The sequence below is a fragment of the Shewanella fidelis ATCC BAA-318 genome, assembly GCF_000518605.1.
Taxonomy (GTDB): domain Bacteria; phylum Pseudomonadota; class Gammaproteobacteria; order Enterobacterales; family Shewanellaceae; genus Shewanella; species Shewanella fidelis.
On sequence record NZ_JADX01000019.1, the window covers coordinates 61064 to 85447 of the forward strand.

Annotated in this window: 23 protein-coding genes; 6 read left to right on the plus strand and 17 right to left on the minus strand. The window is 41.9% G+C overall.

Annotation, left to right across the window (positions count from 1 at the left end; all coding sequences use genetic code 11):
• Positions 1–54: 54 nt before the first annotated feature.
• The 3 genes from L884_RS0110100 to L884_RS0110110 form a co-directional block, all read right to left on the minus strand.
• Positions 55–624: a lipid-binding SYLF domain-containing protein gene (locus L884_RS0110100; RefSeq protein ID WP_028767396.1), complete on the minus strand. Its 570-nt coding sequence runs from the start codon at positions 622–624 to the stop codon at positions 55–57.
• Positions 625–716: 92 nt separating this feature from the next.
• Positions 717–1610 (minus strand): hypothetical protein, encoded by an 894-nt coding sequence (locus L884_RS0110105; RefSeq protein ID WP_028767397.1) that lies wholly within the window; start codon positions 1608–1610, stop codon positions 717–719.
• 145 nt (positions 1611–1755) lie between these two features.
• A complete protein-coding gene (locus tag L884_RS0110110; protein ID WP_028767398.1) occupies positions 1756–4416 on the minus strand; it encodes a hybrid sensor histidine kinase/response regulator in 2661 nt (886 codons plus the stop codon).
• A gap of 102 nt (positions 4417–4518) precedes the next feature.
• Between L884_RS0110110 and L884_RS0110115 the strand changes: the two genes are divergently transcribed.
• From L884_RS0110115 to L884_RS0110125, 3 genes are read left to right on the plus strand one after another with little or no spacing between them, the layout of a single operon-like run.
• Entirely contained in the window at positions 4519–5007 is a 489-nt protein-coding gene (locus L884_RS0110115) for a hypothetical protein (RefSeq protein WP_028767399.1), read from the plus strand.
• 2 nt (positions 5008–5009) lie between these two features.
• Positions 5010–6047: a porin gene (locus L884_RS0110120; protein ID WP_051435601.1), complete on the plus strand. Its 1038-nt coding sequence runs from the start codon at positions 5010–5012 to the stop codon at positions 6045–6047.
• Positions 6047–6298: a membrane protein gene (locus tag L884_RS0110125; protein WP_037410754.1), complete on the plus strand. Its 252-nt coding sequence runs from the start codon at positions 6047–6049 to the stop codon at positions 6296–6298. The genes L884_RS0110120 and L884_RS0110125 overlap by 1 nt, the downstream gene beginning before the upstream one ends.
• A 7-nt stretch (positions 6299–6305) precedes the next feature.
• Here L884_RS0110125 and L884_RS0110130 read toward each other — a convergent pair whose 3' ends face one another.
• From L884_RS0110130 to L884_RS0110145, 4 genes are all read right to left on the minus strand, one after another.
• The gene (locus tag L884_RS0110130; RefSeq protein WP_245603103.1) at positions 6306–7322 is read right to left on the minus strand and encodes a hypothetical protein; all 1017 of its coding nucleotides are present in this window, start codon (positions 7320–7322) and stop codon (positions 6306–6308) included.
• 64 nt (positions 7323–7386) lie between these two features.
• Positions 7387–8862, minus strand: coding sequence for a DUF3131 domain-containing protein (locus L884_RS21930; protein WP_051435602.1), 1476 nt, complete (start codon positions 8860–8862; stop codon positions 7387–7389).
• Between the two features lie 20 nt (positions 8863–8882).
• Positions 8883–9209 (minus strand): Hpt domain-containing protein, encoded by a 327-nt coding sequence (locus L884_RS0110140; RefSeq protein ID WP_028767403.1) that lies wholly within the window; start codon positions 9207–9209, stop codon positions 8883–8885.
• A 42-nt stretch (positions 9210–9251) separates the two neighbouring features.
• Entirely contained in the window at positions 9252–10529 is a 1278-nt protein-coding gene (locus L884_RS0110145) for a glycosyltransferase family protein (protein ID WP_028767404.1), read from the minus strand.
• 404 nt (positions 10530–10933) lie between these two features.
• On the opposite strand from L884_RS0110145, the gene L884_RS0110150 reads away from it, so the two are divergent.
• Positions 10934–11542, plus strand: a complete 609-nt coding sequence (locus tag L884_RS0110150) for an SMI1/KNR4 family protein (protein WP_028767405.1) — start codon at positions 10934–10936, stop codon at positions 11540–11542.
• Positions 11543–11631: 89 nt separating this feature from the next.
• Here the strand turns inward: L884_RS0110150 and L884_RS22620 are convergent, their stop codons facing one another.
• The 10 genes from L884_RS22620 to L884_RS0110200 all read right to left on the minus strand — a co-directional run bounded on the left by L884_RS22620 (position 11632) and on the right by L884_RS0110200 (position 22395).
• The gene (locus L884_RS22620) at positions 11632–12546 is read right to left on the minus strand and encodes a hypothetical protein (protein WP_051435603.1); all 915 of its coding nucleotides are present in this window, start codon (positions 12544–12546) and stop codon (positions 11632–11634) included.
• Positions 12543–13925: a DUF3131 domain-containing protein gene (locus L884_RS0110160; RefSeq protein WP_028767406.1), complete on the minus strand. Its 1383-nt coding sequence runs from the start codon at positions 13923–13925 to the stop codon at positions 12543–12545. The genes L884_RS22620 and L884_RS0110160 overlap by 4 nt, the downstream gene beginning before the upstream one ends.
• Before the next feature lie 8 nt (positions 13926–13933).
• A complete protein-coding gene (locus tag L884_RS0110165; RefSeq protein ID WP_028767407.1) occupies positions 13934–15328 on the minus strand; it encodes a DUF3131 domain-containing protein in 1395 nt (464 codons plus the stop codon).
• Between the two features lie 10 nt (positions 15329–15338).
• Positions 15339–16664, minus strand: a complete 1326-nt coding sequence (locus L884_RS0110170) for a DUF3131 domain-containing protein (RefSeq protein ID WP_028767408.1) — start codon at positions 16662–16664, stop codon at positions 15339–15341.
• On the minus strand, positions 16651–18507 hold the full coding sequence (locus L884_RS0110175; protein ID WP_028767409.1) for a glycosyltransferase family 2 protein: 1857 nt from the start codon (positions 18505–18507) through the stop codon (positions 16651–16653). Before L884_RS0110175 ends, L884_RS0110170 begins: the two co-directional genes overlap by 14 nt.
• Positions 18508–18578: 71 nt before the next feature.
• Positions 18579–19022 (minus strand): ATP-binding protein, encoded by a 444-nt coding sequence (locus tag L884_RS0110180; protein ID WP_028767410.1) that lies wholly within the window; start codon positions 19020–19022, stop codon positions 18579–18581.
• Positions 19023–19033: 11 nt separating this feature from the next.
• The gene (locus L884_RS21940) at positions 19034–20227 is read right to left on the minus strand and encodes a nucleotidyltransferase family protein (protein WP_084221425.1); all 1194 of its coding nucleotides are present in this window, start codon (positions 20225–20227) and stop codon (positions 19034–19036) included.
• Between the two features lie 13 nt (positions 20228–20240).
• Positions 20241–20573 (minus strand): STAS domain-containing protein, encoded by a 333-nt coding sequence (locus L884_RS0110190; RefSeq protein WP_028767411.1) that lies wholly within the window; start codon positions 20571–20573, stop codon positions 20241–20243.
• Between the two features lie 13 nt (positions 20574–20586).
• The gene (locus L884_RS0110195) at positions 20587–21786 is read right to left on the minus strand and encodes a PP2C family protein-serine/threonine phosphatase (protein WP_028767412.1); all 1200 of its coding nucleotides are present in this window, start codon (positions 21784–21786) and stop codon (positions 20587–20589) included.
• Between the two features lie 213 nt (positions 21787–21999).
• A complete protein-coding gene (locus L884_RS0110200; protein WP_028767413.1) occupies positions 22000–22395 on the minus strand; it encodes a nitrous oxide-stimulated promoter family protein in 396 nt (131 codons plus the stop codon).
• Positions 22396–22869: 474 nt separating this feature from the next.
• On the opposite strand from L884_RS0110200, the gene L884_RS23220 reads away from it, so the two are divergent.
• Together L884_RS23220 and L884_RS0110210 are read left to right on the plus strand one after the other, a co-directional pair.
• Positions 22870–23898: a hypothetical protein gene (locus L884_RS23220; protein WP_245603104.1), complete on the plus strand. Its 1029-nt coding sequence runs from the start codon at positions 22870–22872 to the stop codon at positions 23896–23898.
• A 119-nt stretch (positions 23899–24017) separates the two neighbouring features.
• Positions 24018–24311, plus strand: coding sequence for a hypothetical protein (locus L884_RS0110210; protein ID WP_028767415.1), 294 nt, complete (start codon positions 24018–24020; stop codon positions 24309–24311).
• Positions 24312–24384: the final 73 nt, after the last annotated feature.

The window sequence follows — 24384 nt, forward strand, 5'->3', positions numbered from 1 at the left end:
ATTGAGTAACACAAAGCCCGCTAATGAGCGGGCTTTGTGTTTGCAAATTAAACGCTATTTTTCTTCAAAGGTAAAAGATTGTCCTGCGAGAGCAGCTTCAAACATTAAGCCACCTTTGGCTACCGTAAATACTGCCATGCCGTTAATGTAGGCAGCTTTAGCGGCGCTTTTACCTGCACCAGCTGAGTTACCTGTGGTACCTGCTTGAGCATTTGCGCCGATGTTAATGGCGACAGCAGATGCTTGAGCACCAAATTCAAAACTGCCGCTAGTAAATTCGTTATAGGCCTTTTGATCTTTAAAGAAGATAATCTCACTGTAGGCTTGGCCGCCTAGTTGAAAGCCGAATGAAACTTGGGTCAGGCTAGTGTCACCAGTGTAACTGCCGCCACGATAGACGCGTCCTTTACCGTAGGCTGCACCGAGACCAATACCACCTTTACCTACGGTAGGAAATAGCGCATAACCATAGGCATTATCGAAAAACTTATGTGTTTGGTTTGCTTGTTGAAAGGTACTTTTAGCTTGGGCGTAGCTATCTTGTTCTGCATAAGCTTGCGGTAGCAGCATTAAGCTTGCTAATAGACATAAACTGGTGCTAATTCGTTTGATTAAAGCCGTCATTCCATGTTCCTCAAAGCTGACATTTATTCACCTTAGCATAACTTTTCTGAACAGAAAGTGAATAAGGCTGTGGGCATGACCTTTTATGGTGGCTAGCACTCGGATTTGTTGTGTTCTTCCTCTTGCATGAGTTGTTGCAGATACGCCAACTCTTCAGAGCTGAGTAACTGCTGACTGGCACGCATGGGTTCTCTAGGTTGTTGAGCTAATTTACCGCGTAAAAAAGCTGCTTTGGTTATCTGTTTTAAACCGTAAATAGCTAATATATAAACTGTTAATAGCAATACTAGGGTTGTTGCAGCCTGATTGATAATAAACACTTGATCATCGATATAAAATGGCAGAATGATGAGTAAGGTTCTTAGCAACCAGTTACTCATAAGTGAGAATGTTAATACCAGTAGCCAACGGAATTTAATGTCTTTGAGTGAGTCTTGGTGTGCGCGTGATGCGCGGCCTGGATAGTGGCTTAGCATTTTTACGATGTAATAAAAATAGGTAGCACTTTGAATAAAAAGCAAAGCAGGTAGTAGCAAACTGAGCAGATGAAGGTCAGTTAATTTTGATAAGCTATCTAATTTGAGCTGTGGCCAGTTATGGCCAAGTAACAAACGAAAGCCGGCAGCGAGTACTACCGACATAGCGACTATGATCGCGGGATAAAAATGCCGTGAAAAACCGATTGGACCTGCAATATCATGGAGACTGCGATCGCAATATAGATATAACAAGGGCATCATTAGAAAATAAACAGGGATGATGAAAATAAACACTTGGTGCAGTGGTGCCGGAGCATTGTCATGGGTGAGTAAACCAGTGAAAAAATACAGTGCCATTAAGCTGAAGATAGCGCCGAGGATTTTATGATTGCCGCTGCGTTCACTGTATATATAACGGATATACAAGCCTAGCCCTAGGCAGTGAACACCACCAAGCAAAGATATCCACCAATACCCCTGTGAAAAAAGCGTATTAAACTCATTCATGTGGTTATTATTTCAACATGTGTAAACGATATGCAAGTGTTTACACATATTGAATAAACAGCTAAACAATGAAAGATCTAATCTTACTCCTGTAGTGACTCAATTCATTCGACAACAGTATTTAGTGTAGAACCTATTTGCCTGATTAACTTGCAAGTTTAGGGAGAGATTTTAGCTTGTGTAGTAAGGCTTCTTTTTTAAATGGTTTAGCAAGGTAGTCATCCATACCTGATTGATAGCATTTTTGAATATCTTGATCGAGCACGCTGGCGGTTAGCGCAATGATAGGTAAGCGTTGCAGCGAGTTATCGTTTTCCCAAGCTCTGATTTTCTCAGTCGCTGTAAATCCATCCATAACCGGCATCATGCAATCCATCAAAATGGCGTGAATCGACTCGCCAGTACTAATAAACTCAAAGGCTTCTTGGCCATTATTAGCGATAATAAAATCAAACCCAGCTTGTTTGATGAGTAGTGAAGCTACTTTTTGATTTACCAGATTATCTTCAACTATTAGAACTACAATATTAACTGGCTCTGTTGTTTCAGCATCAGTCCCATGGGGGGCTGATTGTGCGAATTGCTGTTTCTGCCTTAGCTGGCGATTTTCTATGCCGTTATGAATTGCATTTCTAAAGCGATTGCCAAGAAGCGGCAGAGTAATGGTTGCATCCATATTGTCGAGGGTGCGCTTTTCTTTGGGGGTATTGACAGCAATGGTGAAAATATTCTTTTGTTGCAGCAATTCTGGCAAGGTTTCGATCGCATCTCGAGTTGAGCAGGTGCTATCAATAAATAATAGATCGAAAGCTTGTTTGTCTTGAAGTAAATCAAAGCAAGATTGGTAATGGTAATTAAGTGCAAAGCCTTGTTGCTGACATTCTTTATTCAACTGCTCGGTAAGTTGAGTATTGTTAGAGATTAACGCAGCAGTTAACCCTTTAAACTGGGAGTCTATTGGCTTGTCCAAGGTAACAATTTGGGATTTTAGCGCAATGGTAAAACAGCAGCCTTCGCCCTTAACTGATTCAATGCTGATTGTCCCGCCCATAAGTTCTACCAGTTGTTTACAGATCGCGAGACCAAGACCTGTCCCACCAAACTGACGGGTAATGGTGTCGTCTTCTTGAGTAAAAGGTGAAAAAATATGCTGTTGTTTATCTTTGGCTATGCCAATGCCGGAATCAATAATGTTGATTGTAAGATCAATATATCCTGCGCTGTCTTTGCTGGCGTTTGCCACAACTTTAATGCTGCCCTTGTCGGTGAACTTTACTGCGTTGGATAGCAGATTCATTAACACTTGACGCATACGGTGCTCATCTATCGAAATGAGGTGAGGCATGTCAGCATCAATTTCCACTTCTAAGTCGAGATTTTTCTCAACCACTTTTGCAAGCACTATGGTTAATGTGTCGTAGATGACTTCTGAAATATTGGCATCGGTATTAGTGATCGACAGGTTGCCGGACTCAATTTTTGATAAATCAAGAATGTCGTTGATTAAGAGCAACAGGGCTTGGGATGAGGTTTCAATTGTTTGTAGATACTCTTTTTGGGTTGTTGTTAGCTTAGTGCTAGACATAATGTCTGACATGCCAATTATACCGTTTAATGGGGTTCTTATTTCATGAGACATATTGGCAAGGAATGAACTTTTGGCTTGATTTGCCTTCTCCGCTTCGGATTTTGCTCGCAGAATTTTCTTATCATTTTGATGACGCTCATTTATTAGATTGTTGAGTTTATGGGAAAACACGCTTAGTTCATCATGGCCTGCTTCATTGATTTTTTGGGAGTAATCATGAGTTTCTTCTATTTGCGACATCGTTTTTATGACATGGCGTAAGTAGTTGATGATACGGCCATATAAGTTGGCTCCAATTAAGCCTATGAGGAGCAATGAGGACAAAAGTGCTAAACAAAATAATAGGATTAGGTTTTTGGATTGCTGAATTTCTTGATGGATATTGTTGGTTAATTGCTCGGAGAAGATACCTACAACGTATTGTATTGCGTTTAAGCGCTGGGTGAAGGCGGCGAGACTTTGTTCTGGCGCTTCAGCTAAGGCTTCACCTTTTAAAATATGACTGCGTAATTGGTAACTTTGCTCGAAAGCTTTGTCAGAGAAAGTGTCTAGTAGTAGTGCCACTTGTTCAGGTTTTGCGCTTATATCGATAAACCTTTCAACGAGTAATTGTTGGCGTTCGGTAATGGTGTTAAGTTGGTTTAATAGTTCGTTGTTATTGCGGTTTAATAATAACTGACTAATTATCCATTTTTCATCCGTAGACCAGAGTGAAAGCCACTTTAATTGATACAAGATAGCGAGCTCTCGGTTAATCTCTTCACTAACATTAGAACGATCTTTTTCTAATGTGTTGAGTGCTTGTACTTGTAGTTCATTTATCCACGCTGACCAATCATTTAACCCATCGGCGGTTATCTCTGGTATCTCTTTATTGGCTTCATTGATGCTTTCAAACCAAGTATGCATCTCGGTTGTGTATTGAGCACTAAAAGAGGATGGTAGTTGCTGTTCAATTTGTTGTAAGTCTGAGTTTAATTGAGCGAGATTGACATTGGTACTTTGGTTAAATAGCGCCTCTTTGGCGTTATTAATACCGCTATTTAGCTTAGATAATGATTGAAGAAAATCGATTTTATGATTAACCATGTTAAGAGCTTGTACATGATCACGTTGAGCATTGATCTCTAAACCTGACAAAACAGAGGCAAAGATGAGTGGTAAAAGTACCAGTGCCAACATCCGTGTTTTTATTGAAAAGTGGTTCAATAAGTTCATTTCTGCTCCATGAATTGAACAAGTTAGCTGCTATCTTGTGGTTTAAACAAGGCTTGACTATATTCAGCATAGTACAAAACTATCTGGGACTGAGGTTTTTTAATGTTTAAGGGACTAAACAAGCTGATATGGTTTCTATGCCGCTCAGTTTTTCTTGCACTTCCATTGCTTCTCGCCTCAGTGAATGCTTCCGCTGTTGCTGCAGAAGATACTGATGTTGAATTCGCTATCTTTAGTTTAAATGATGAATTACCTCAGCTAAGCAAAAACAAGGCTCGGATGCTATACCGTGGAAAATCTAAACGGATCTCTGGCAGCTTAAAGATAGTGTTGGTCGATTTGCCGGAAACTTCTATTCATCGAGAAGACTTTTATAAAATGTTATTAGGTAAGTCGGTGTCGCAGATGAATGGCTATTGGGCTGGCTTGGCCTTTTCTGGTAAAGGTTCCCCCCCTGAAGAGCTAGATAGTGATGATATCAAGCAAATATTAAAGTGGCTTAATGATAACCCTAATGGTATTGCCTACGCGCCTATTGAATCTGTACCAGAAGAAGTCAACATCCTAATAACCGTGCCGCAGGGAGAGTAGCCATGTTATTTCGTCGAGTCGTTAGTATTGCTTTACCTATCATGTTACTTCAGCCTGCGATGGCTAGTATAGAGTTGACCGATAACATTCAATTAAGTGGTTTTGGTTCCACTGCAATAAGTAAAACAGATAACAGAACTCCCTTATTTATCAGTAGAGAGATAACAGATGAAACTTGTTATGACTGTGATACGGTTTTTGGCTTGCAGTTAGATATTGATGTCGTTGAGGGGCTGATGGCTTCAGGGCAAGTGGTTAAACGTACGCAAGATAAATGGAGCGACCCTGAGTTAGAGTGGGCTTATTTGGCCTATGAATATAATGATTTTGAGATAAAGGCGGGACGATTAAGGCTGCCGCTTTTTTTAGCTTCCGAGTATTATTATGTTGGTCAGGCTTATCCTTGGGCAAGACCGCCGCAGGAAGTTTACGACAGTATCTTAGGCTTTACTTCCTATGATGGTTTATCAATGGCGTGGCACTATGAGTTGTCCGATGGGGTGCAACTAACAGTTTCTCCTTATTATGGATTTGAGCGCATAAATGAAGTGGAGTTAGGTGCGGTAAAGTTAGAGTTTGATACTGAATATATGGCAGGTCTTTATATTGACCTTGTTGGGTTTAATTACCGTATTCATAGTGGCTTTATGCAAGCTAAATATCAGCAGCGGCCTTTCCCCAATACTGAAAAACTAGATATTTATACTTTAGGGGCGGAATATAGCTACGGAGCATGGCAATGGATGGCGGAAGTTGAGGTTGATCGCATTCAAGCTAATTGGTACGCCTCTATGATTTATGCTTTTGACGATTTTTCTCCCTACATTACCTATGGCGAAAGTCACCAGTCACGCAAAAGTAAAGGGGTGACAACCGGAGTTCGCTATGATGCAACTTCCAGAATTTCGTTGAATTTGGAGTATCAAATGATCTTTTCTGTTGAGGAGGGCAATAGAGGTCAGTTTGTTACCTCTCCGCTGGCTTATGCTGAAAGCTCTGATGTTGATTTAGTTACCTTTAGCATTAACTTTGTCTTCTAATGGATAATATTTTATTTTGGCTTGGCTTTTACTTAGCGATGCTAGTGATTTCAACAATCATTGGCTATAGCAAAGGTAATGTGGTGGCGGGGGCACTTTTAGGTTACGTATTGGGGCCGATAGGGGTGGTATTACTGCTGTTCAGTAAAGATCGTAGAATGTTGCCTTGCCCTGATTGTGGCTGCAAGATCCATCGAGATTCTTATCTATGCCCTCAATGTAAGCAAAAAGTATTTAAGCGTCTGAAATGAAGTTTTGTTAAAACTTAAATGAGTAACTAATGCTGATCGAGCCATCTTTAAACCGTCCGGTATCAGGTCCTCTTTCTGCGCTATTCCAGCGATTACCCGAATAATTATTGTATTGCACGGTAATGGTACCGGGACGCCAATCAAAATAGCCAAAACCATAGGTGAAGTCTGGATTCCAGGGCTGTTTTTGCGAACTATTTAAGTAATAAAATCCAGTCGCATTGACATACCAGTTGCCAATAATAGAGTATTTGCAGCCTAAGCTAATTGTTTGATGTTGAGTCTTATATTCAACGCTTGCTAAGTCGAAATATTCGGGGGTGTAGTTGTAATCAATTTGACAGCCGATAGCGCCATCCTCAGTAAATGATAGCCAATCAATAACAGGCTTAGTTACAGGAAACTTCCAACCGAGTGACCAAGTTCCTTGAGAAAACTCGGTATGTTTAATGCCTTCACTGGGATTAAAGCGGTTACCGCCATAATTTGAGTACAGCAAGCTAAACGTATATGGACGCCAATCGCTATAGCCAAAAACATAGGTAAAGTCGGGGTTCCATGCTTGCTGTAAATCTTTATCGAAATAATGATAGGTAGTAGCTGAGATAAACCAGTTGCCTATGATGGCGTATTTTAGAGAAAGACTCGCAGTGAAATTTTGGTTACTGGGGCCTGTTGTTGAGTTTGCAGGAATGACCGCTGGAGTATCCACCAGCGGATAGCCTAAATTGATACTCGCGCTCCAACGTTTGTACCATGGAATATCTGCGCGCCACTGCTCTACAGGCAGCATGAATGAACTGCTGATCCCTTTCCAAATTAAATCTGATTCACTGGTCTTGGTGTTATCTTCAATTGGCTTCGCGCTATTAATTACTGCGGGGTGACTACTTTTGGGGGCGTGCTTAGCCATTTGAGTTTGGTGTTCAGAGGCGTGAGTTGCAAACGTCATTAAGCTCACGATATACAGTGATATCGTCGATATAGAATGCTTGTCATGTTGCCAAATGAAACCCTGAGTCAATGTGCTTCCTTGCTCAAATTTGCAAACGCTTTTAAGTGATCATAAATCCAGATTTAATTACAGTTCACTCAATCAAAGGTACTTGTGTTGATACCGCCACTGCCCCGTCACCATCTAGGGGGTGTTCTACAGGGGGTAAAATCGCTTGTTTATTGCGAGTTTTGTACCAAAGGCTAACTAAGATCAGTGAGTTAGTATTTATATTATAGGCGGTATTTGTTTTGCCGTTGGCATAAAGGCCTGTGGGGACGACGTTATGGCGAGCGCTATTATTGATAACAAGTTCGGCGAGGCTACGGCTGTAGGGACTATCAAATAGTACGCTCATGGCATATGCAGCTTTATTGCTAAAGGTCTGTGGGTAGCTCACTGATTTACCTGAATGAGACACACTCTGCCATGCAGCACCTTGATAGCTGATATTGTTGTATAAAAACCAAGGTGTTTTACTGAGAGAGTCTTCTGCATAGGCAATGAGCTTATTATGTTTTTCGGCTTGTACTTTATGCACTTGGTAAAGTTCATCAAGCTGGTTCCAACAGGATTGCTGGTTACCGATTTCAATGGCATAAAGCAGATAGGGATCTAGGGTAAAAAACGGCAGATTACCTTTATCAATAAGGAGGTTAACCTTGTTTAGCTCTACATTATCAAGCTGGTCGCATTTAAATGCAGCGTTAACATTAAGCCCTGCAAGTTGATAACCCGTTGCTGCATATTGTAAATAACCTAATCGACCCTCTTGACGAAAATACTCCCGCTGAGAGGTAAGCTTGGTGCCATATAAATTCCCTTTGTGTACCGCATGCTTAAGTAACCATTTCGATTTTACTTGATTGACTTTAGGCGCTAATAAAGGTTTGTGGCGGGCTAGGATTTCTAACCAAATATACAAGCGGCCTAAATCTAACGCTGACCAACCATTGCCATTTGAAGCGGTGTGGCTGAATCTTCCTGAGGGACGTGCAGTGCGAGTATTATATTGGCGATTGGGCAACAATTGTTTATAGAGTGGGAGGTCAATGAGCGTATCTAGCATTTTTTCAAGTCGAAACTCTGTTATCTGTTTTGTGTTTTCCGACAAAGCTTCAAGTGCCAATAATCCCGCAATACCGCTGGCAACATCCCACATAGTGGTGTGGCTATACCCTTGTACCGAGTCGATTAGTCCTGTTGTGGGATTCCAGTTTTGCTCAAAGTAGCGCTTTGCTTTGCTGATCAGTAGTTGCTCATGACGCGTTAACGCGATTTTTGAAGAGGCTTGTGTTGTAACTTGTTTAACTAAAGCTTGAGTTGAATGTTGTGGTTGTTTGGTTTCCTGTAGGGTAGCTTGAGGAGATTGAATGCTCGTTGATGGGATCACTGCTCTACGTTGAAAGCGAATTATCTTCGGTGTTTTTGGAACCGTGGTATGTTGAATGTTGCGCGAAATCGTTTTTGGTTTATCGTTGAGAGGATCGGCACTGATGGCGCTAATATTAACTAGCGCCAATAATAAAATCGCGGCAACACCATATCTCGTCCCGAGAGTTATGCTCATGCCATCAAAAAATGATTGCTTTACAGTAATATATTTTTAATTTGTTGATTAATCTGTCGAATTTCCTGGCATAGATTATTGATAGCGCTTTCATCGGGCAGAGTGCCGGCTTGGGAACTGGACTCTACTACTTGGGCTAAGCCCATGGCATCTTGAGCGCATAAATTGCTGAACATCCCCTTTAATTCATGGGATATTTTGAATAAGCCGTCTAAATCGTCGTTAGTGTATTTTTGTTGAATAACACTATCGCATTGGCCGTACTCTTCCATGTAAAGGTTCAGCAGCATTTCCACCATAGAATCATCATCACCGCATATTGCTTTTAGTTCTTCAATTTTTATCATAACTCCCTTCCTTACTAGGCTACATCCAATGTACTGCTGAGTTTATAAGCTGGACTCAAATGGCGTCGCTTTTGTTTTAGCTAACCAAGTAGACAATGCTTGTGGTGTCATCAAGGACTCATTACCAAGCTCACAGTCTTTAGCGTGCAAAAGCTCATCAGGCAGCAAGTCAATGATGGCTTCAAGATCTGCTACTGTTCTTACATGTTCATCAATTACTTGTGCCATTTCAGTGTTGTAATAGATGTTTCTGGCTCTCAATGCGGCAACTAATCCTTGTAAAAGGGTGAGCCAAGTGCTCATTGGCCCTTGAGTAATCGATGCCGACTCAGCAGCGGAGTCAACAAAGGCGAAAGGGATGGTATCTATTCTTAGGTTATGCTGCATGGCGGCTAAGATCCAATCGGTATCGAATGAGAAATCGAACACACTGGGCTTAGCTAAAATGCAGAAAAGCGCTTCACGGCTAAAAAGTTTATAAGCGGCTTGAGTATCTCGTATACCTTTTGAAAATATGCTAGTGCCAACCATTCTTTGCATATGGCGCAATGTTTTGATCCCCACCCCCCAGCGTTGCTCTTGTTTCACTAGAACAGACATTGGATGTTTACGGTTGCCAAGAACAACTTGTGCATGTTGTTCAATAAAAGGTTGTAACAGTAACCCTAGCTGTCCCATATGCACCGAGTTGTCTGCATCGGTATAAAGTACGGCATCAACGTTATCTTCTAATGCTTGTATGCAGCCATAAATAATGGCGCCGCCTTTTTTGGAATCATCCACGTGTTGCAGGTTTGCTAGCGGTCCATTGCTAAGCTTTATACCATCGCTAAGTTTTAACACCTTTATTTTGGCATGTTGTTGAGACTGCTCTGCAATACGGTTGGCGATGTCAAAACTTGCATGTGGGCAACCATCATCAACAGGGTATAAACGCCAATCGACAAGCGTATCTCGGCAGATCCAATCAAGCTGATTAACTTTAGTCAGTAACGAGTTTTCACCGTTAGGGTTATTAGCTGATTTCCCTAATAGTCTGTGGTGTTCACCCCACATGGCAAAGACCACTCCAACGGTTAGTGGCTCTTGTATTTGCTTTATATATTGCTTTGAAAGGACCAGCTTTACTGCAAGACGAAAGGCGAGAGGGCAATCTTCTTTCTGCGATAATTGGATTAATTGTTCTGTCGAAGTTTGCTGTAAGTCTAATAATGATTCGGCCAATTCTAGCAGTGCTTCTTGGTGAGAAGTTTCAGTTAAATCAAATTGATTACTTGCTGCGCGGTAAAGTTGCTCTAGATCTTCTCTTGGGGTCATCATAGCGAATCCTTTCGTGGTACTCAGTCCTGATAACGACAAGTTATTATTTGCTAAATACAATATTGTCGTTACTTATTAGGCTAGTAATAGATTTGCAAAACAGCAAGTTTCTACTGAGGCTTTAGCGGGTAAGTGCCACGGTTAATAACGGTTAAGGCACTGGTATTTTGATGTTGTAGAAGTGGCTTAATCTTCTTACGTCAAAAGGAAATCCTAGCAGCCGCTTTATCTGCGGCAATGGGCGTTTTATTTAATGCTTGTAATTAGCAGGTAAGTAACTAAATAGTAGAACTTATTTTGATATAAATTGGTGTGGTTGAGCATTTCAAAACAGTGTAGATTGGCAAATGCTTATGATGGATTAGTTAACTTACAAGATAAAAATGCTAAGTGAGAATCGGTAAATGTTGGTTGAAAACAGAGAAAATAGAGTAGTTTTTCATGGTGATGCGGCAACGCTGATAAAGCAAAACCCTAAGTTAACTGAGATGCGTTTTATTCCGAGCCAAGAAACGCTCGAGCCTAGATTTATCAGCGAGCTAAATTTAAAACTTGGCCAAGCATTGCCATCATTATTTGTTGAGTTTATTCAACAGTGCGGTGGTTTTGATGCGGGGTATGATTTTATTTTTCCTTGTGCCCAGCGCCATGATGATCCGTCTAAGCTAAGCCTAGAGCTCAAGTTACCGATGACGATTATCGATGGTAGCGAAGTACGTTGTCAGTCATTTAGTTTATTTGAGGGCTTATATTTACCTGGTGGAAGTCAATATCAAACTGAAATTTCAGTACTTGAAATGTGTTTTGCTGCTGATGAACATCAAGATGAGTTACAAGGCAGAGATTGGCAGAAGTTAGTGCCATTTGCGAGCAACAATGGTGACGTGCTGTGTCTTGATTTCAATCAAGACGGTGAGCCAAACATTGTCTATGTGACTTATGATGGGGTCGGTATCTACCCAATACTGCCCAATTTTGAGGCGTTATTGTTGGCGCTTGATTACAAAGGTTAGCAACTGTTTAGCCGTTTAAAAAAGGTCTAAATGCTGGATATACCATCGATATTATCAAAGATAATTTTCTTATTTTTGTTATTCATCAATTAGGGCTCTGGCTTTTGAGCAGGTGTTTGTTGTGCTTCAGTTGGAGCTGTTTGCTCTGAAACTGGAACCGGCTCAATTTGGCGTTTTTGTTTTGCTTCAACTTGAGGGTTCTGTGCTGGTAATAGATTGCCTTTAGCAAGAGGGTTATGTTGCGCTGCAGCTGATATCTCTGTAGCAGATGAGTCAACTGTCGCTTGAGTTGGCGCAGTTTGTTCAGTTGCGGTTGAATCGGTGGTTGGCACGGGAGCGAGAGTAAACGCAGGTGTTTGCGATACATTGGTTTGGATCCCTGATAGTTTTTTCTCACCATTATGTTGTGTGTTTTGTTGTTTTTCTGCCGGATAGGGGGGAGCTACACTTGTTGTTACATTGCTATTTTGCTGCAGACGGTTGAGCCCAAGCCGCGGAGAAGAAAATTCAAAAATAGCTAATTTATCATCCCATACTTGCAACACGCTCAGTTCTAGATCCAGTGACGCATCTATACCTGCATTTATGTCATTCACTTGCATTGCAACCGATAGTTGGGTGTTAGCTGTTTCAAAACGTTGATGCAATTGCTGTTGTAACTGCGACCAATTTGTTCCTCCTGTAAGTAGATAGCGGGTGCTATCGGCCCAGTATTGATAGGCGATTGGATCTTGTGCTTTATCGGCAGCGATGGCCGCTAAAGAGGCCGCTAGGCCGGCATTTTGCCACATTTGTTGTGGAGAAAGGTTTTGTGAGTTGCTCATAAATTGAATACTGAGCTGATGCCAATGTGCAGCAGCTTGATCATAAGCGCCTTTTTTAACTAGGTAATTACCTTTGCTAAAGGGTTTTAGAGAAAGCGATTGTGGCAGCGCAAAAGCTGCTAGGCTAATGAGAAGGCTAAGACTCACTAGCGTAATTACCCAGCGATAGCGTTTGCTCATTTGAAGGTCTCCGTTAGACATTTTCCGGGATGATCAAAGCGGGAATTAAAGCGAACATCACGATATTGTTTGTCGTTATTGGGTTGATACAACTTTCCAACCTGTTTATAGAGTAAGGCTTCCAATACGCCGGCATTGGTCTTTAACGTAATGCTTTTTTCATATGCACTAGAACGTTCATAACGCCCCTCATACCAGCCACGCTGCGGGTGATACATCTCCTGTACCAAAGTGAGCAGCTTTTCGGTGTAATCGGTTTTCCAAAGCGCCCACATTTGAAATGCAACTCGGGTTGACACAAGTGCCAGTTCATCATGGCTACTACCATCTTCTGCGACAGTAATCCATGGTGTGCCTAATGCGTAAATTGCGTCATAGACAAAGTAAGGTGCGCCAGAGACAACATGTTCACCTCTGGCGGTATAAATACGTTCTTGCTGCCAGCGGCTTTGTTGAACCAGGTATACGGAGTCTGCCATAGCCGCGAGTGCTGGATTACTGTGAGATGCATCAGATGAGCTTAAATCGTCAATATCATCCCAATTAAACTCTAAACCGAGCCATAAATAGGGCGTACTAAAAACAGGTCTTAACACATCAGTAAAGCGGGGATCTCGGCCGTCAAATAGGAGATCTATGCCATTGATGGTTATCACTTCATAGGGCTCGAGACTGATATTGCGATGTGGAATAATCCCCCAATCTAAATAGCCATAAGAAGCATACTCTTCGATACCCAATCGCCCTTCTTGATAGGGCTGTACTTGATCTTGAGAAATATTACCGCCATAGAGCTCTCCTTCATCTGATACTAGGCTACAAAAATTCCATCTGAGCACACCTTTATCTATATATTCAGCAAATTGAGGATTATTTTGTTTGGTAATTGCCAGCGCGATGAGTAGACGACCAATATCAATTGCTGACCACCCTAGCTCCGCACTTTGATTAGCATAATTGACCATGTTCCTGTTGCTGGTGGAGTAAACTTTATTGGGCACTCCTTGGCGAGTGAGCGGCATATTGGTTAAAAAATCGATTGCCATTGTTAGGCGTTCGTCATGTTCTCTGGATGAAATAAGCTCAAATTGCTTGGCTGCTTGCAGAGCGATGAGATAGTCAGCCAATGAAGTCATGTCCATTGTGGGGTAGTTATCAATTGAGTTAACAAGTCCGGTTGCGAGCTGAGTATTGTTGCTGAAGTAGCGCCATGCTGTGTTAGCCCAAGCAAGTTCTTGCTCGCTAAGCTCGCCGTGTCGACCTTGTCGTAGCAGCTGTGATTGGTTCACACCTGCTACACCAGACTGCACTCCTTGATAGATGAGGCCACAGCCTTGTAAGCAAACAAGGATTAGCGCTAGTGCAACGTATTTATGCATAGCCAGCCTTATTGTGATGCTAACTGTTTAGGTAAACATTGGCTTTGATATTCAAATGGATTTTTTAACGCTTTATCCCATAGGCTGGGGGCTGTTTTGTCTTGATATTGCAGCAACTTTCCTTGTTTTTTATAAAGAAGGATCTCGAGTAATATGCCATTGTTATTGGAGGTAAAGGTATTAATCAAACCGGTACCGTTTTCGAAAATACCTTCGTAAAACCCTTTTTCGCGATCGTAAACATTGCTCACATGTTCAAATAACAGGTCAGTATATTCGGTATCCCATAGTACCCACATTCCCATGGCGCCTTTGATGGCAACAGCTGCATATTGAGGTAAGAACTCGCCAGCCTCGGAAATGGTATTCCATGCAAAGCCATCGGTATAAATGGTGTCATACACGAAATAAGGGGCGCCGGCTAACTGGTGCTCTGTACGAGCGGTAATAATGCCTGTTTCATGGTAACGCTTTTCTTGTACTCGATAGATCTGCAAGGCAAAATCAGCGACCCAGTCGTGGCTATAATCGTCATCGTGAGCAGATTTATCGCTGGTTACATCCCAGCCTAATTCGATGCCGTCTAAAACATAGCTTTCGGTTACCACGTAACTGTGTGCCTTGAGTTTACGAGGATCGCGAGTGTCGTAGGGGATATCATAACCATACATATTGATGGTGGCGTAGGGCTCAGGCATTAATGCTTGGTCGGTATTAAAGCCCCATAATTCAAATCCTTTTGCGGCATATTCTTCATAGCCTAAACGACCTTCTTGTAGATATTGCACCGGCTTTCCCGGTTCAAGCAGTGCGCCAAACATGGTGCCATTCTCATCGACCACGTTACAAAAGTTCCAGCGTAGTACAGCTGAGTCGATAGCGCTGGCATATTGCGGAAAGCGGTGTTTAATGATGTGTAACCATATAAGTAGTCGACCTAGATCTAATGCTGAATAGCCAATTTCTCCAGGCTGGTTAGCGTAATCCACTTTAGCGGCATTTTGGGTGTTATAGGCTTTGTTTGGTAGTTCTCCCATAAATAAATCTAGAGTATTGAGTGTGGTGATAAACTTAGTAAAGCGACGATCAAATTCTTCTCGCTTAATGATGCCAAACTCAAGTGCACTGACCATGCCAGCTAAATAAGATGAAGCGTCCCACCATGTTACCGACGGATAATTATTTACCGCATTTACAAGACCTGTTGATTCTTGGTAGTTATTCTCAAAATACTTCCAGGCAATGGTCGCCATTTCGAGCTCTTTTTCAGTTAAATCTCCAGATCTTGGTTCTGGTGTATCCCAGTGACTATGACGTGTGACGATATCATTTGAAAAACCTTGATAGCTGTTGCCGCAAGCTGTCAGGGTACATGTTAAACATAACAATGGTACTAAGCGCATACTGTCCCCTTTATTGTTGAGCATCAACACCAATATTGAGTAAAGCCCCACTTTGAATATAGGCGAGCGACTCTAAAACAATGCCATTGGTATTTGCGGTAAGTGTTTTATTTATTTCGCCATTACTTTCATATAAACCTGAATACCAACCTTGTGACTCGGAGTTCAATTGGTTAACACCATCGATTAACTCAGCGGCATAAGGCGTGTCATATAAGGAGTACCAACCAAAAGCAGCTTTTGTTGAGAGGGTTTTGTATGCAGAGGCATCGGCACCGGTATCCGTGATGGAGTTCCATTTTTTCCCATCAGAAAAGACAGTGTTGTAAACGAAGTAGGGGGCCTGATCTATATGATCTTCGCTAACTGCAGTTAGGATTCCTTTTTGTTGATAACGTGCTTCTTGAGCTTTGTAGACGCGATAAGCGAATACCTTCGAGATACTGTCTCCGCCAAACTCTATACTATCGAGAATGTAAGATTCGCTGACAACATAGTTGTGAGCATGGTATTTGGCTGGATCGCGACTGTCGGTAGGGATATCAATACCGTTGATATTTATCAGCTTTAAGTAATCTGCATATTTAAGCGCGTTGAATACGTCTCGTCCCATTAAGCTTAATGCTTTGGAGGCGTACTCCTCATAGCCGATTCTGCCCTCTTGAACTAGCTCTAAAGTATTGCTTGTTGATAACCTTGATCCATACATATAACCATCTATGGTCATCGCGGTAATTTTCCAGTGCTCTAAAACGGCATTTACTTGGCGATTAAACTGTGGATACTGCCAGATCAGAATATTCATCGGCACTAAGATCCGCCCAATATCAATTGCAGACCAGCCTATCCCGCCTGTTACAGGCTCATTATTGTAATCAACCATGGTTAATGTTTGCGTGTTATAGGCTTTATTTGGCAGTTCATCTCTTACTAAGGGGAGGCGGGCAAGTGAGTTAAGCGCTTTTTCCATTTTAAGATTAAACTCATCAAAGCCGATGATATTCAGTTTGTGAGCTGAAATTAATGCCATTAAATATGAAGCTGTATCCCACATTGTGGTCGACGGATAACCGTCAACAGAGTTGACCAAGCCGGTATTATCTTGATAGTTATTTTCAAAATACTGCCATGCAATATTGGCCCATTGATATTCCTCATCGGTTAATACTCGGCTTTCTCGAAATGGAATAGGTTCACTAGACGTAAATGAAAGATTACCTAATACTTGATTGTATTCGCGAGTCTCAATCGTAAATGCGATCGCTAAAGCGGTGAAAAGGCCAGCTAAAAATACAATGTGATGGCGCGCTTTAACCCATGAGCTAGTCGATTCCATAATTTAACTCCTCTACATTTACTTGGCTGGGTTCATTGGGGGCTGGTGGTGACCAACAAGCTGCGGCGATCATTCCCCACATCGCCATCATGTTATTTAACGCCCAAAAACTATTTAAAATTAAGCCACCAAGTGAGTAGTCTCCAAATAGTTGCGTGCTATAGGCATACCAAGCGAACCCCATGCTGGCGCCGCTTAGTACCAGCACCGCTATTTGCGGGATCACTAAGTGTAAAAAACGCCCACTTTGGCGACTCTTGGGTGTGGTAGGGAAGCTGATTTTTTTACCGCGTAATACAGTCCATAAGGCTTTTAGGTTGACGGGGAAAAACGATAAAAAGTTAGTTTTACCTTGGTAGCCTGCTATGCCCCATGTTCCCACCATCATTGCTAGCTCAGCTGTAATGACAAAGGGAAGAAAGTGCAGGTAAAAGGTGGTGTCATAAGCGCTTACTGGAGCGATACTCGTTAAGAAATAGACGATAGGGCAGGCTAGAAAAATGATGTTCCAGATGGCAGATAAATTAGACCAAAAACTCGCACCATACATGAACTTCTGTTTCAGGCTCATGCCTTTCTTGAACAGAGGGTTGTCGTTCATAAAAATATCAATAGAACCGCCAGAGTACTTAAAGCGTTGCACTGTCCAGCTTTGTAAATCTTGTGGTGACAGCATTTTGCTTTCTATTTGCGGATGTTGGATAGATCGCCATTGACGTTCTGTATCACCATGTAAAATCAACGATGTATAAATATCTTCTGAAACATGGAACTTATAAGGCGTAAACTCGGTGTCAAAGATGATTTCCTGACGCAGATTATTTGAAATACTACTATCAACTTGCTTTTCTTTGGTGAGCTTACGAATTTGCTTTTCTATCGCATCATGCTCTTGGCTAATTTGTTGGCTGTAACTGCGTAGCGCAGCTTCCATGACTGCTTCTCTGCGATGAATAGAGCCTGCTCCACAGCAAAAAGACGCGTTGGCCCAGTTGCGTCTACGTTGAATTACGTCGTAAAACATTTGTGGGTCATTAGCGAATGGATCTTTGCCAAGTGTGACGGGGCCGTAGAGTTTTTCAAAGGCGCTACCTAGCCAGCCAAAGGGCGTACCCAAACGTTTTTTTAACCATAAAGGCAAACGTTCACCAGCGGGTAGATCAAAGAACCATTGTGGTGTTTGTACCCAGGCTACATCAGGATCTTTGAAATAACCTAAAGTATTCGACAGTATGCTGGGGAAGGGGCGAGTATCGGCATCGCAGATAACAATAAAGTCGCCATAAGTTTGTTCTAATGCGTTTCTTAAGTTTCCTGCTTTATAACCAATATTGCTGTCGCGAGTAATATATTCAACATTGAGTTTAGCTGCCAGTTGCGCCATCTCAGGTCTTTTGCCGTCGTCAAGAATAAAAATGCGAATTTCTATTTCGTGTGGATATTTTACTTTGAGTGCATCTTTAATACTTAATGCAACGAGATCAGGTTCCTCATCATAAGTGGGAAATAAAATATCAACACTTATAGGTCTATCTTCCATTGGTTCTTTAATGCATTGGTTAATCGACTTCGGTGGGCTTTGCTGAGGTTCATCTTGGGTTTTCCAAAGATTAAACGTAAACAAAATGGTGCCTATAAAGGCACATGATTCGGCAAATGCTAGCGGCAAAGAAAACCACATTGCATCATAGTTTAGCGCAAACCCCCAGCGCCAAATGAGATACCAAAGTCCTAAGCAAATATTGCAAGTTGCTAGATATTGATAGAGTAACTCTCTCGGTAAGCTATACGGAGTGGGTTGAGGAGGTTGGCGTTTCTCAAACTCATTAAAGTAAAAATCCATTTAGCTTTTCTCCGTATATGTACCTTGATGCTCTGTGTTGGCTAAACTGGCTGACAAACAGTGGTTCAGCTTTAGGTCGTTTCTTTTAACATTCTGAATGTATTGCAGTTATTTTTTGATGTGTACTCTAGTTTGTCAGTCAGTTGCTGGACTATTTTTAAGCCCCTGCTACTTTGCAACCAAGTAGAGGGATCATCTTCGACAGGCTCGACGAAGGCCGTCGACGGCAAATGCTCGAGTATGTGCCTTGGCATGGCTACGCCATAATCACTGATCTCAATAATTAGCTGCTGTTTGCTATTGAGGTATGTGCGAATACCGAAAGATGAGCCTACATGGTTGCCGTAAGCATGTTCGAAGACGTTATTCACTACTTCTACTAAACAAAGTTCCATTTGGCTGATGATGGCCTCATCTAAGGCAAGCAGTTGCCAAAAAGGTACAATATCCTCTGCGGCGTGGCGCGAGGCGTCTAAATTGCTAATATATTGTTTGTGAAACGTCCTTGTATTCACTAAGCAGCCTCCTATTTCACTTGCTGCAAAGTAGCAGAGCTTAGTGCCGGTTGTAGCCGAGCTGCATTACTTGATTCAGTTGAAGGTTGAGCCACTAACGGCCGAGAGATATTGCGATTTTGCAGAATGTTGACGTACTGACAATCAGCGAGTTCTTGGGTGTAGCCATCATGGCCAAGCAGATAGTCGCCAAACATGGTTTTGTTGACGATGTAAGCGTCATCAGCAAGATGAATGTATTCGCAAATTAGCGTGTTGCTAACTAGACTTTTACCCTCTACGACACAGTTCGCGCCAACGACAGCTGGGCCAATAATGGTTGCACCATCTTGGACTTCACAACCACTACTAATGAGCACTGGTGGCGTGATCTTACACTTGGATACATCGATGCGGGTATTAATTCCAAGCCAAACCCCCGGTGATACTTGTGTTCCAGGAATGGGGTAACCTTTAACTTTGCCATTTAAAATGTCACTGGTAACTTCCCATATGTCTTTTACTTTACCGACATCTAACCACTGGAAGTCCATTTTTATTGCATAGAAGTTTGCTTGTCTTTCTACAAGCAAAGGGAACAGGTCGTTACCAATATCAAACTCGATATTTTTCGGAATAAAATCGAAAATCGCCGGCTCAAAAATGTAAATTCCGGTATTGATGTTGTTTGATAATGCTTCTTCTGCAGCGGGTTTTTCTTGGAAGCTAGTTACTTGATTATATTTATCAGTGACCACAACACCGTATTTACTCACCTCTGATGGGTCAACTTCTCGGGTTATGATAGTGGCTAACCCACCATGTTGCTTATGCTGTTCAATGGCCTCTTTTAGATCTAGGTCAATCCAAGCATCACCACAAACAACCACAAAGGTTTCATCAAAAAAACCAGAAAAATCCTGAATTTTTCTCATGCCTCCAGCGCTGCCTAAGGCTTGGCTGACAAATTTTCCGTTAACCTCTTTGGCTTCATAGGAATATGAAAGCTGTACGTTAAAGTGGTGACCGTCACCAAAGTAGTTTTCAATGATTTCCGCTAAATGACTGGTGTTGACAACAATTTTGTCGATACCATGTTTAGCAAATAGTTGGATCATTGACTCCATAACAGGTCTACCTAAGATTGGGATCATAGGTTTTGGAATCGCATAAGAGATAGGCTTTATGCGCGTGCCTTTCCCTGCAGCTAAGATCATCCCTTTCATAATATCCCTCTTATTAAGCTGTTGCAGCTAATGCTGCTTCAATTGTTGGGTGACTGAGGATTAGCTTGTCCATACGCGTTAGTTTGAGCAGATCAACAATAGGCTTTTGTGGATTGACTATGCTGATTTTCGAATTACGTAACATTTTATAGGCTCCCATTATCGCCCCTAGACCACTGCTATCCATGAATCGCACTTCACTTAGATCAAGCACGAGGTGATCGCGTATATTGCCTTTAATGTTTTCCAGCTCTTCACGAAAAGAGGGGGCGAGTTTGGCATCAAACCTAGCTTCATTGACCTGAATTACCGTGTATTGACCCCTTTCAATTATTTCAAATTGCATAATTCTTCCTCTTTTAATTACCTTTCCATTCAAAGGCTAATAAACTAATATCATCATCAAATTGTTCAATTCCGCACCAAGCCTTGACGGTATTAACTATCGCCTCAGTTTGCTTGTTTGCAGGCTGGTGGGCTAAGTCTTCAACCAATTGTTTTAACGCTGATTCTGAGTATTGTTGTTTAGTAGCCGATTCCGCTTCCGTAATTCCATCTGAGTACAGAAATAAACGGTCACCGTGATTGAGCTGTACTTGTTCCGTTTTGTAACTAGCAAAGTCAAACATGCCCGCGACAAAACTGTCTTGTTGAATAAATTGTGCGGTTTGATTGCGGTTTTGAAGCCAGATCATCGGCGGGTGTCCTGCGCTGGCATAAGTTAACGTACCATTGCGTATATTCAGTACCGCATAGACCATGGTGAAGTACAGGTTGTTGTCTTGACTGAGGTAACTTTGATTAAGTCGTGAAAGTACTTCGCTAGGATCTCGCAACATATAAAAGGGATCGGTATCTTTTTTGCGTTTGACGTTGGAATGAGTACCAGAATTAGCGCTAATACTTTGCTGGATCGCAAAAGACATAAGTGCAGAGGCAACGCCGTGCCCCGCCACATCAAAAAGATAAACAGCAATATGCTCTTCATCGAGTTGCATACAACCTAACATGTCACCACCAATTTGTGCGCTTGGTACATGAGTGTAATGTAGTTCGATACCAGGAAAGCTTGTTTGGCTTGGCAGCATACGCTGAATAAGGGCGTTGGCAGAATCTAAGTCTTGGTGGATTGTGGCGTAAGCTCGATCTAATTCAATATTTTTGGCGACGAGTTGGTTGTGTAGCTCTAAAGTTCTAAAGCCAGCTGTTAGTCTGGCATCGAGCTCATTGATATTGGTTTCTTTGGCGACAAAGTCATCGGCACCAGCATTAATACCTTCAACAATTGAATCGTCATCGTCACGCCCTGAAAGTAAAACAAAGAAAATGTAGCGACCATAATCCGGAGACTTCAAATGAAAGCACAGCTCAATGCCGTTAAGTTCTGGCATCATCCAGTCACTTAGCACAAGTTGAATTGAAGGATATTTTTCTAACTGAGCGAGAGCTTCAAGACCGTTCAGAGCAGTTATCACGTTATAGCCTCGAGACGACAGCTTATTGGTCATCAGCAGCTGCATGACCTTATTGTCTTCAACGAGTAGGATTTGTTTGCTCAAACTACCAGCCTCCGTGCCGCGTACCTTTATTGAGCTAATTAAGCCTCAATTCAGAATAACTCCTTTTAGTTTTCAAAAGTCTAGTAGTGAAATTGCCATACGACAAGGAAGCGCCAGAAGCAATAATGAAAAATGAGCAATGTTGAATAAAATATTTAAATAACAGAGCTCTTTAGTCGGAAAATAAGCTTATTAGCCAATAAGGGGAGCAGGTTAACTTTTATCTATAACCCGGGTTCTTAAGTGGCGATTAGAATGAGCTTTAGGTGGCTTACCTGGGACTGGGTGACGTTCAGATAGTAGATGGCGAATCGCCATTATTGGATGAGGAAGTAACATTCTTGGCCCAGCGAAAATCATGATTTCACGTGCCTTGGCCTTCATATGTGGTTTATAGCAATGTACAGGGCACTTATTGCACGTTGGTTTTTCTTGCCCATAAGGACAACGATCTAATCGAGTGTGAGCATATTCTAAAAACTCGTCACATTCGGCACATGGGTGAACATTGGTATTTTTATGATGAGCTTTACAGTAAATTTTCACCATAGCTGAAATGGTTTCAAATTCTCTTAAAAGTTTTCCACTGAGAAGTTGTTCAAATGCCATGAGATACCTTAGTGCGTTACTGGGTTATTAATATAATAAAAGGCTTAGTTGAGGCTGACAAAATATAAGCGCCAAACTTTGAAGGTGTGCACAAAATATTGGTTTAAGCGTTGTTGGCTTTGAATTTTACTTTCTTAGATACAAACACTTGGGTTTTATTCATTACAGGATCTATTTGTCGGGTTAACTCATAAGAATATGAGCTTATAGCCGAATATAGCGTGAATTTGACTCAAGAGACTATTCTTCGAAACCTTTACGCTGAATAAGTCTAACCTGTTAATCGGTATTTAAACTGAGTCATTTATATTTAGTAACATGCAATAAAGCGAATATTTTTGATACCCGATTAAAAAAGAGATATAAATACCAGTTAGTTAGAAAAGTAATGCATTATATATAATGTAATATTTAGCTCGTCCGTGCTTAAATCTTTTTTGCTGCGGATATTTTTATGGCCAAACCAGGTGGAAGATGATGACAGAAGCAGCCATTATATTACTGATTGTAATAGGTGTTTACCTCTATACGCGCACTCAGAAAGCAGCAAAAGCTGAAAAGGAGCAAGCAGCTAAACAAGCTGAGCCCGCCCAAGAAGCTGCAGAATCTGACATGAAGGATGTGACACCTGAAAGGGCCGCTGATGTATCGATCCCCACGGTTGAGGGCGTCACTTTTGAATCAACGCCTGAACAGGCTGAGTCGGCAGAGCAAGAAGTTAAGACCGAGCTTGAGCCAGATGCTAAAGAAAAGCTTGTGCAAGTTGAAGAGATCATTGAAAGTCAACCTGAACCAGTTGTTGACGTTCAAGTTGATGATAAAGCAGAGACTATTGCTGAGGCTGCAACTGCAGTGGAAACCAAGTCAGAATTGACCGCGGAAGAACCTGTTGAGCAAGTGGTTGAAAAAAAGGTGGAAGCTGCTGTTGAGCAAGTATTAGAGTCGTCACATACTGCAGAGCCAGAGCCAGAGCCAGAGCCAGAGCCAGAGCCAGAGCCAGAGCCAGAGCCAGAGCCAGAGCCAGAGCCAGAGCCAGAGCCAGAGCCAGAGCCAGAGCCAGAAGTTGAAGTGCCTGTAAGCCCAGCGAAACAAGCGCAAGCTGATCTATCTTGGGCTAATCCTAAATTGACTAAAGCACTAAATGAACTTGAAGCAGCTACGAATGCTTCAAGCGAGCATGTGGCAATGTCTCTGGTCATTGCTGAGTGCTATAAGCAGCGCAAGCAAGCTGAATATGTTCAGTATGGCGCCAGTTTATCGCAACAGTATCTTGAAGTGTTTGCAGCCTTTGTGAAAGGAGTCAAAGCTGAAAATCCTGACGCAGAAGTAAAAGGTACCGCGTTGATGCAACTATCGACGTTACTTAACGATAACCACCAATTCGATAGTGCGATTGCAATCTGTAAAACGGCCATAGAATATGGCTTAACAGATGGCACAGTTACCGGATTTGAGGGACGTATCACGCGCATTGAAAAAGCGCAGGCTAAAGCTAACAAATAACGCTAACAGCTAAAACTCCCCCCATCACTAACCAAGCAGTGTAGAATGCACTCAAGGGTTAGCAAAAAGCGAACTCCAGAATAGCATTTGGAGCTCGCTTTTTTTATAGGACAAATGATATGAACTTTCGATCGCTATGGTTAGTCGGCGTTGCAGTGCTAGGAATGAGTGGATGTACACAACAGCCAGAGTGGACTTTGCTTTATTACCCACAAGGTCAGGTAAAGCCGAGTGTTGCTGATTCATCAAAATTTATAGCGGGTTATTACGAAACCATTGAACAGTGTCACGCAAAAGGCCAAGGGTTAATTCGTTTAAATGGAGACGCAGCAGATAACTACTTGTGTGGTTATCAATGCCAAGCAAGTGACAAGACGTTAGTCTGTAATAATGTGGTGGAAGCTAAAGAGTAACCAATAGCAATTGGCTGAGATAAATCGAGAAAAATAGCAGGAATTGATTGCAAAACAGAGACTAGGGTTGGTA

What these genes read in the sequence shown, in the direction of transcription:
- L884_RS23220 (WP_245603104.1), top strand. Translation starts at nt 22,870, where the DNA reads ATGATGACAGAAGCAGCCATTATATTACTGATTGTAATAGGTGTTTAC.
- L884_RS0110165 (WP_028767407.1), bottom strand. Translation starts at nt 15,328, where the DNA reads ATGCGCTTAGTACCATTGTTATGTTTAACATGTACCCTGACAGCTTGC.
- L884_RS0110210 (WP_028767415.1), top strand. Translation starts at nt 24,018, where the DNA reads ATGAACTTTCGATCGCTATGGTTAGTCGGCGTTGCAGTGCTAGGAATG.
- L884_RS0110170 (WP_028767408.1), bottom strand. Translation starts at nt 16,664, where the DNA reads ATGGAATCGACTAGCTCATGGGTTAAAGCGCGCCATCACATTGTATTT.
- L884_RS22620 (WP_051435603.1), bottom strand. Translation starts at nt 12,546, where the DNA reads ATGAGCAAACGCTATCGCTGGGTAATTACGCTAGTGAGTCTTAGCCTT.
- L884_RS0110115 (WP_028767399.1), top strand. Translation starts at nt 4,519, where the DNA reads ATGTTTAAGGGACTAAACAAGCTGATATGGTTTCTATGCCGCTCAGTT.
- L884_RS0110140 (WP_028767403.1), bottom strand. Translation starts at nt 9,209, where the DNA reads ATGATAAAAATTGAAGAACTAAAAGCAATATGCGGTGATGATGATTCT.
- L884_RS0110110 (WP_028767398.1), bottom strand. Translation starts at nt 4,416, where the DNA reads ATGAACTTATTGAACCACTTTTCAATAAAAACACGGATGTTGGCACTG.
- L884_RS0110190 (WP_028767411.1), bottom strand. Translation starts at nt 20,573, where the DNA reads ATGCAATTTGAAATAATTGAAAGGGGTCAATACACGGTAATTCAGGTC.
- L884_RS21940 (WP_084221425.1), bottom strand. Translation starts at nt 20,227, where the DNA reads ATGAAAGGGATGATCTTAGCTGCAGGGAAAGGCACGCGCATAAAGCCT.
- L884_RS21930 (WP_051435602.1), bottom strand. Translation starts at nt 8,862, where the DNA reads ATGAGCATAACTCTCGGGACGAGATATGGTGTTGCCGCGATTTTATTA.
- L884_RS0110100 (WP_028767396.1), bottom strand. Translation starts at nt 624, where the DNA reads ATGACGGCTTTAATCAAACGAATTAGCACCAGTTTATGTCTATTAGCA.
- L884_RS0110160 (WP_028767406.1), bottom strand. Translation starts at nt 13,925, where the DNA reads ATGCATAAATACGTTGCACTAGCGCTAATCCTTGTTTGCTTACAAGGC.
- L884_RS0110145 (WP_028767404.1), bottom strand. Translation starts at nt 10,529, where the DNA reads ATGATGACCCCAAGAGAAGATCTAGAGCAACTTTACCGCGCAGCAAGT.
- L884_RS0110200 (WP_028767413.1), bottom strand. Translation starts at nt 22,395, where the DNA reads ATGGCATTTGAACAACTTCTCAGTGGAAAACTTTTAAGAGAATTTGAA.
- L884_RS0110120 (WP_051435601.1), top strand. Translation starts at nt 5,010, where the DNA reads ATGTTATTTCGTCGAGTCGTTAGTATTGCTTTACCTATCATGTTACTT.
- L884_RS0110125 (WP_037410754.1), top strand. Translation starts at nt 6,047, where the DNA reads ATGGATAATATTTTATTTTGGCTTGGCTTTTACTTAGCGATGCTAGTG.
- L884_RS0110105 (WP_028767397.1), bottom strand. Translation starts at nt 1,610, where the DNA reads ATGAATGAGTTTAATACGCTTTTTTCACAGGGGTATTGGTGGATATCT.
- L884_RS0110175 (WP_028767409.1), bottom strand. Translation starts at nt 18,507, where the DNA reads ATGGATTTTTACTTTAATGAGTTTGAGAAACGCCAACCTCCTCAACCC.
- L884_RS0110150 (WP_028767405.1), top strand. Translation starts at nt 10,934, where the DNA reads ATGTTGGTTGAAAACAGAGAAAATAGAGTAGTTTTTCATGGTGATGCG.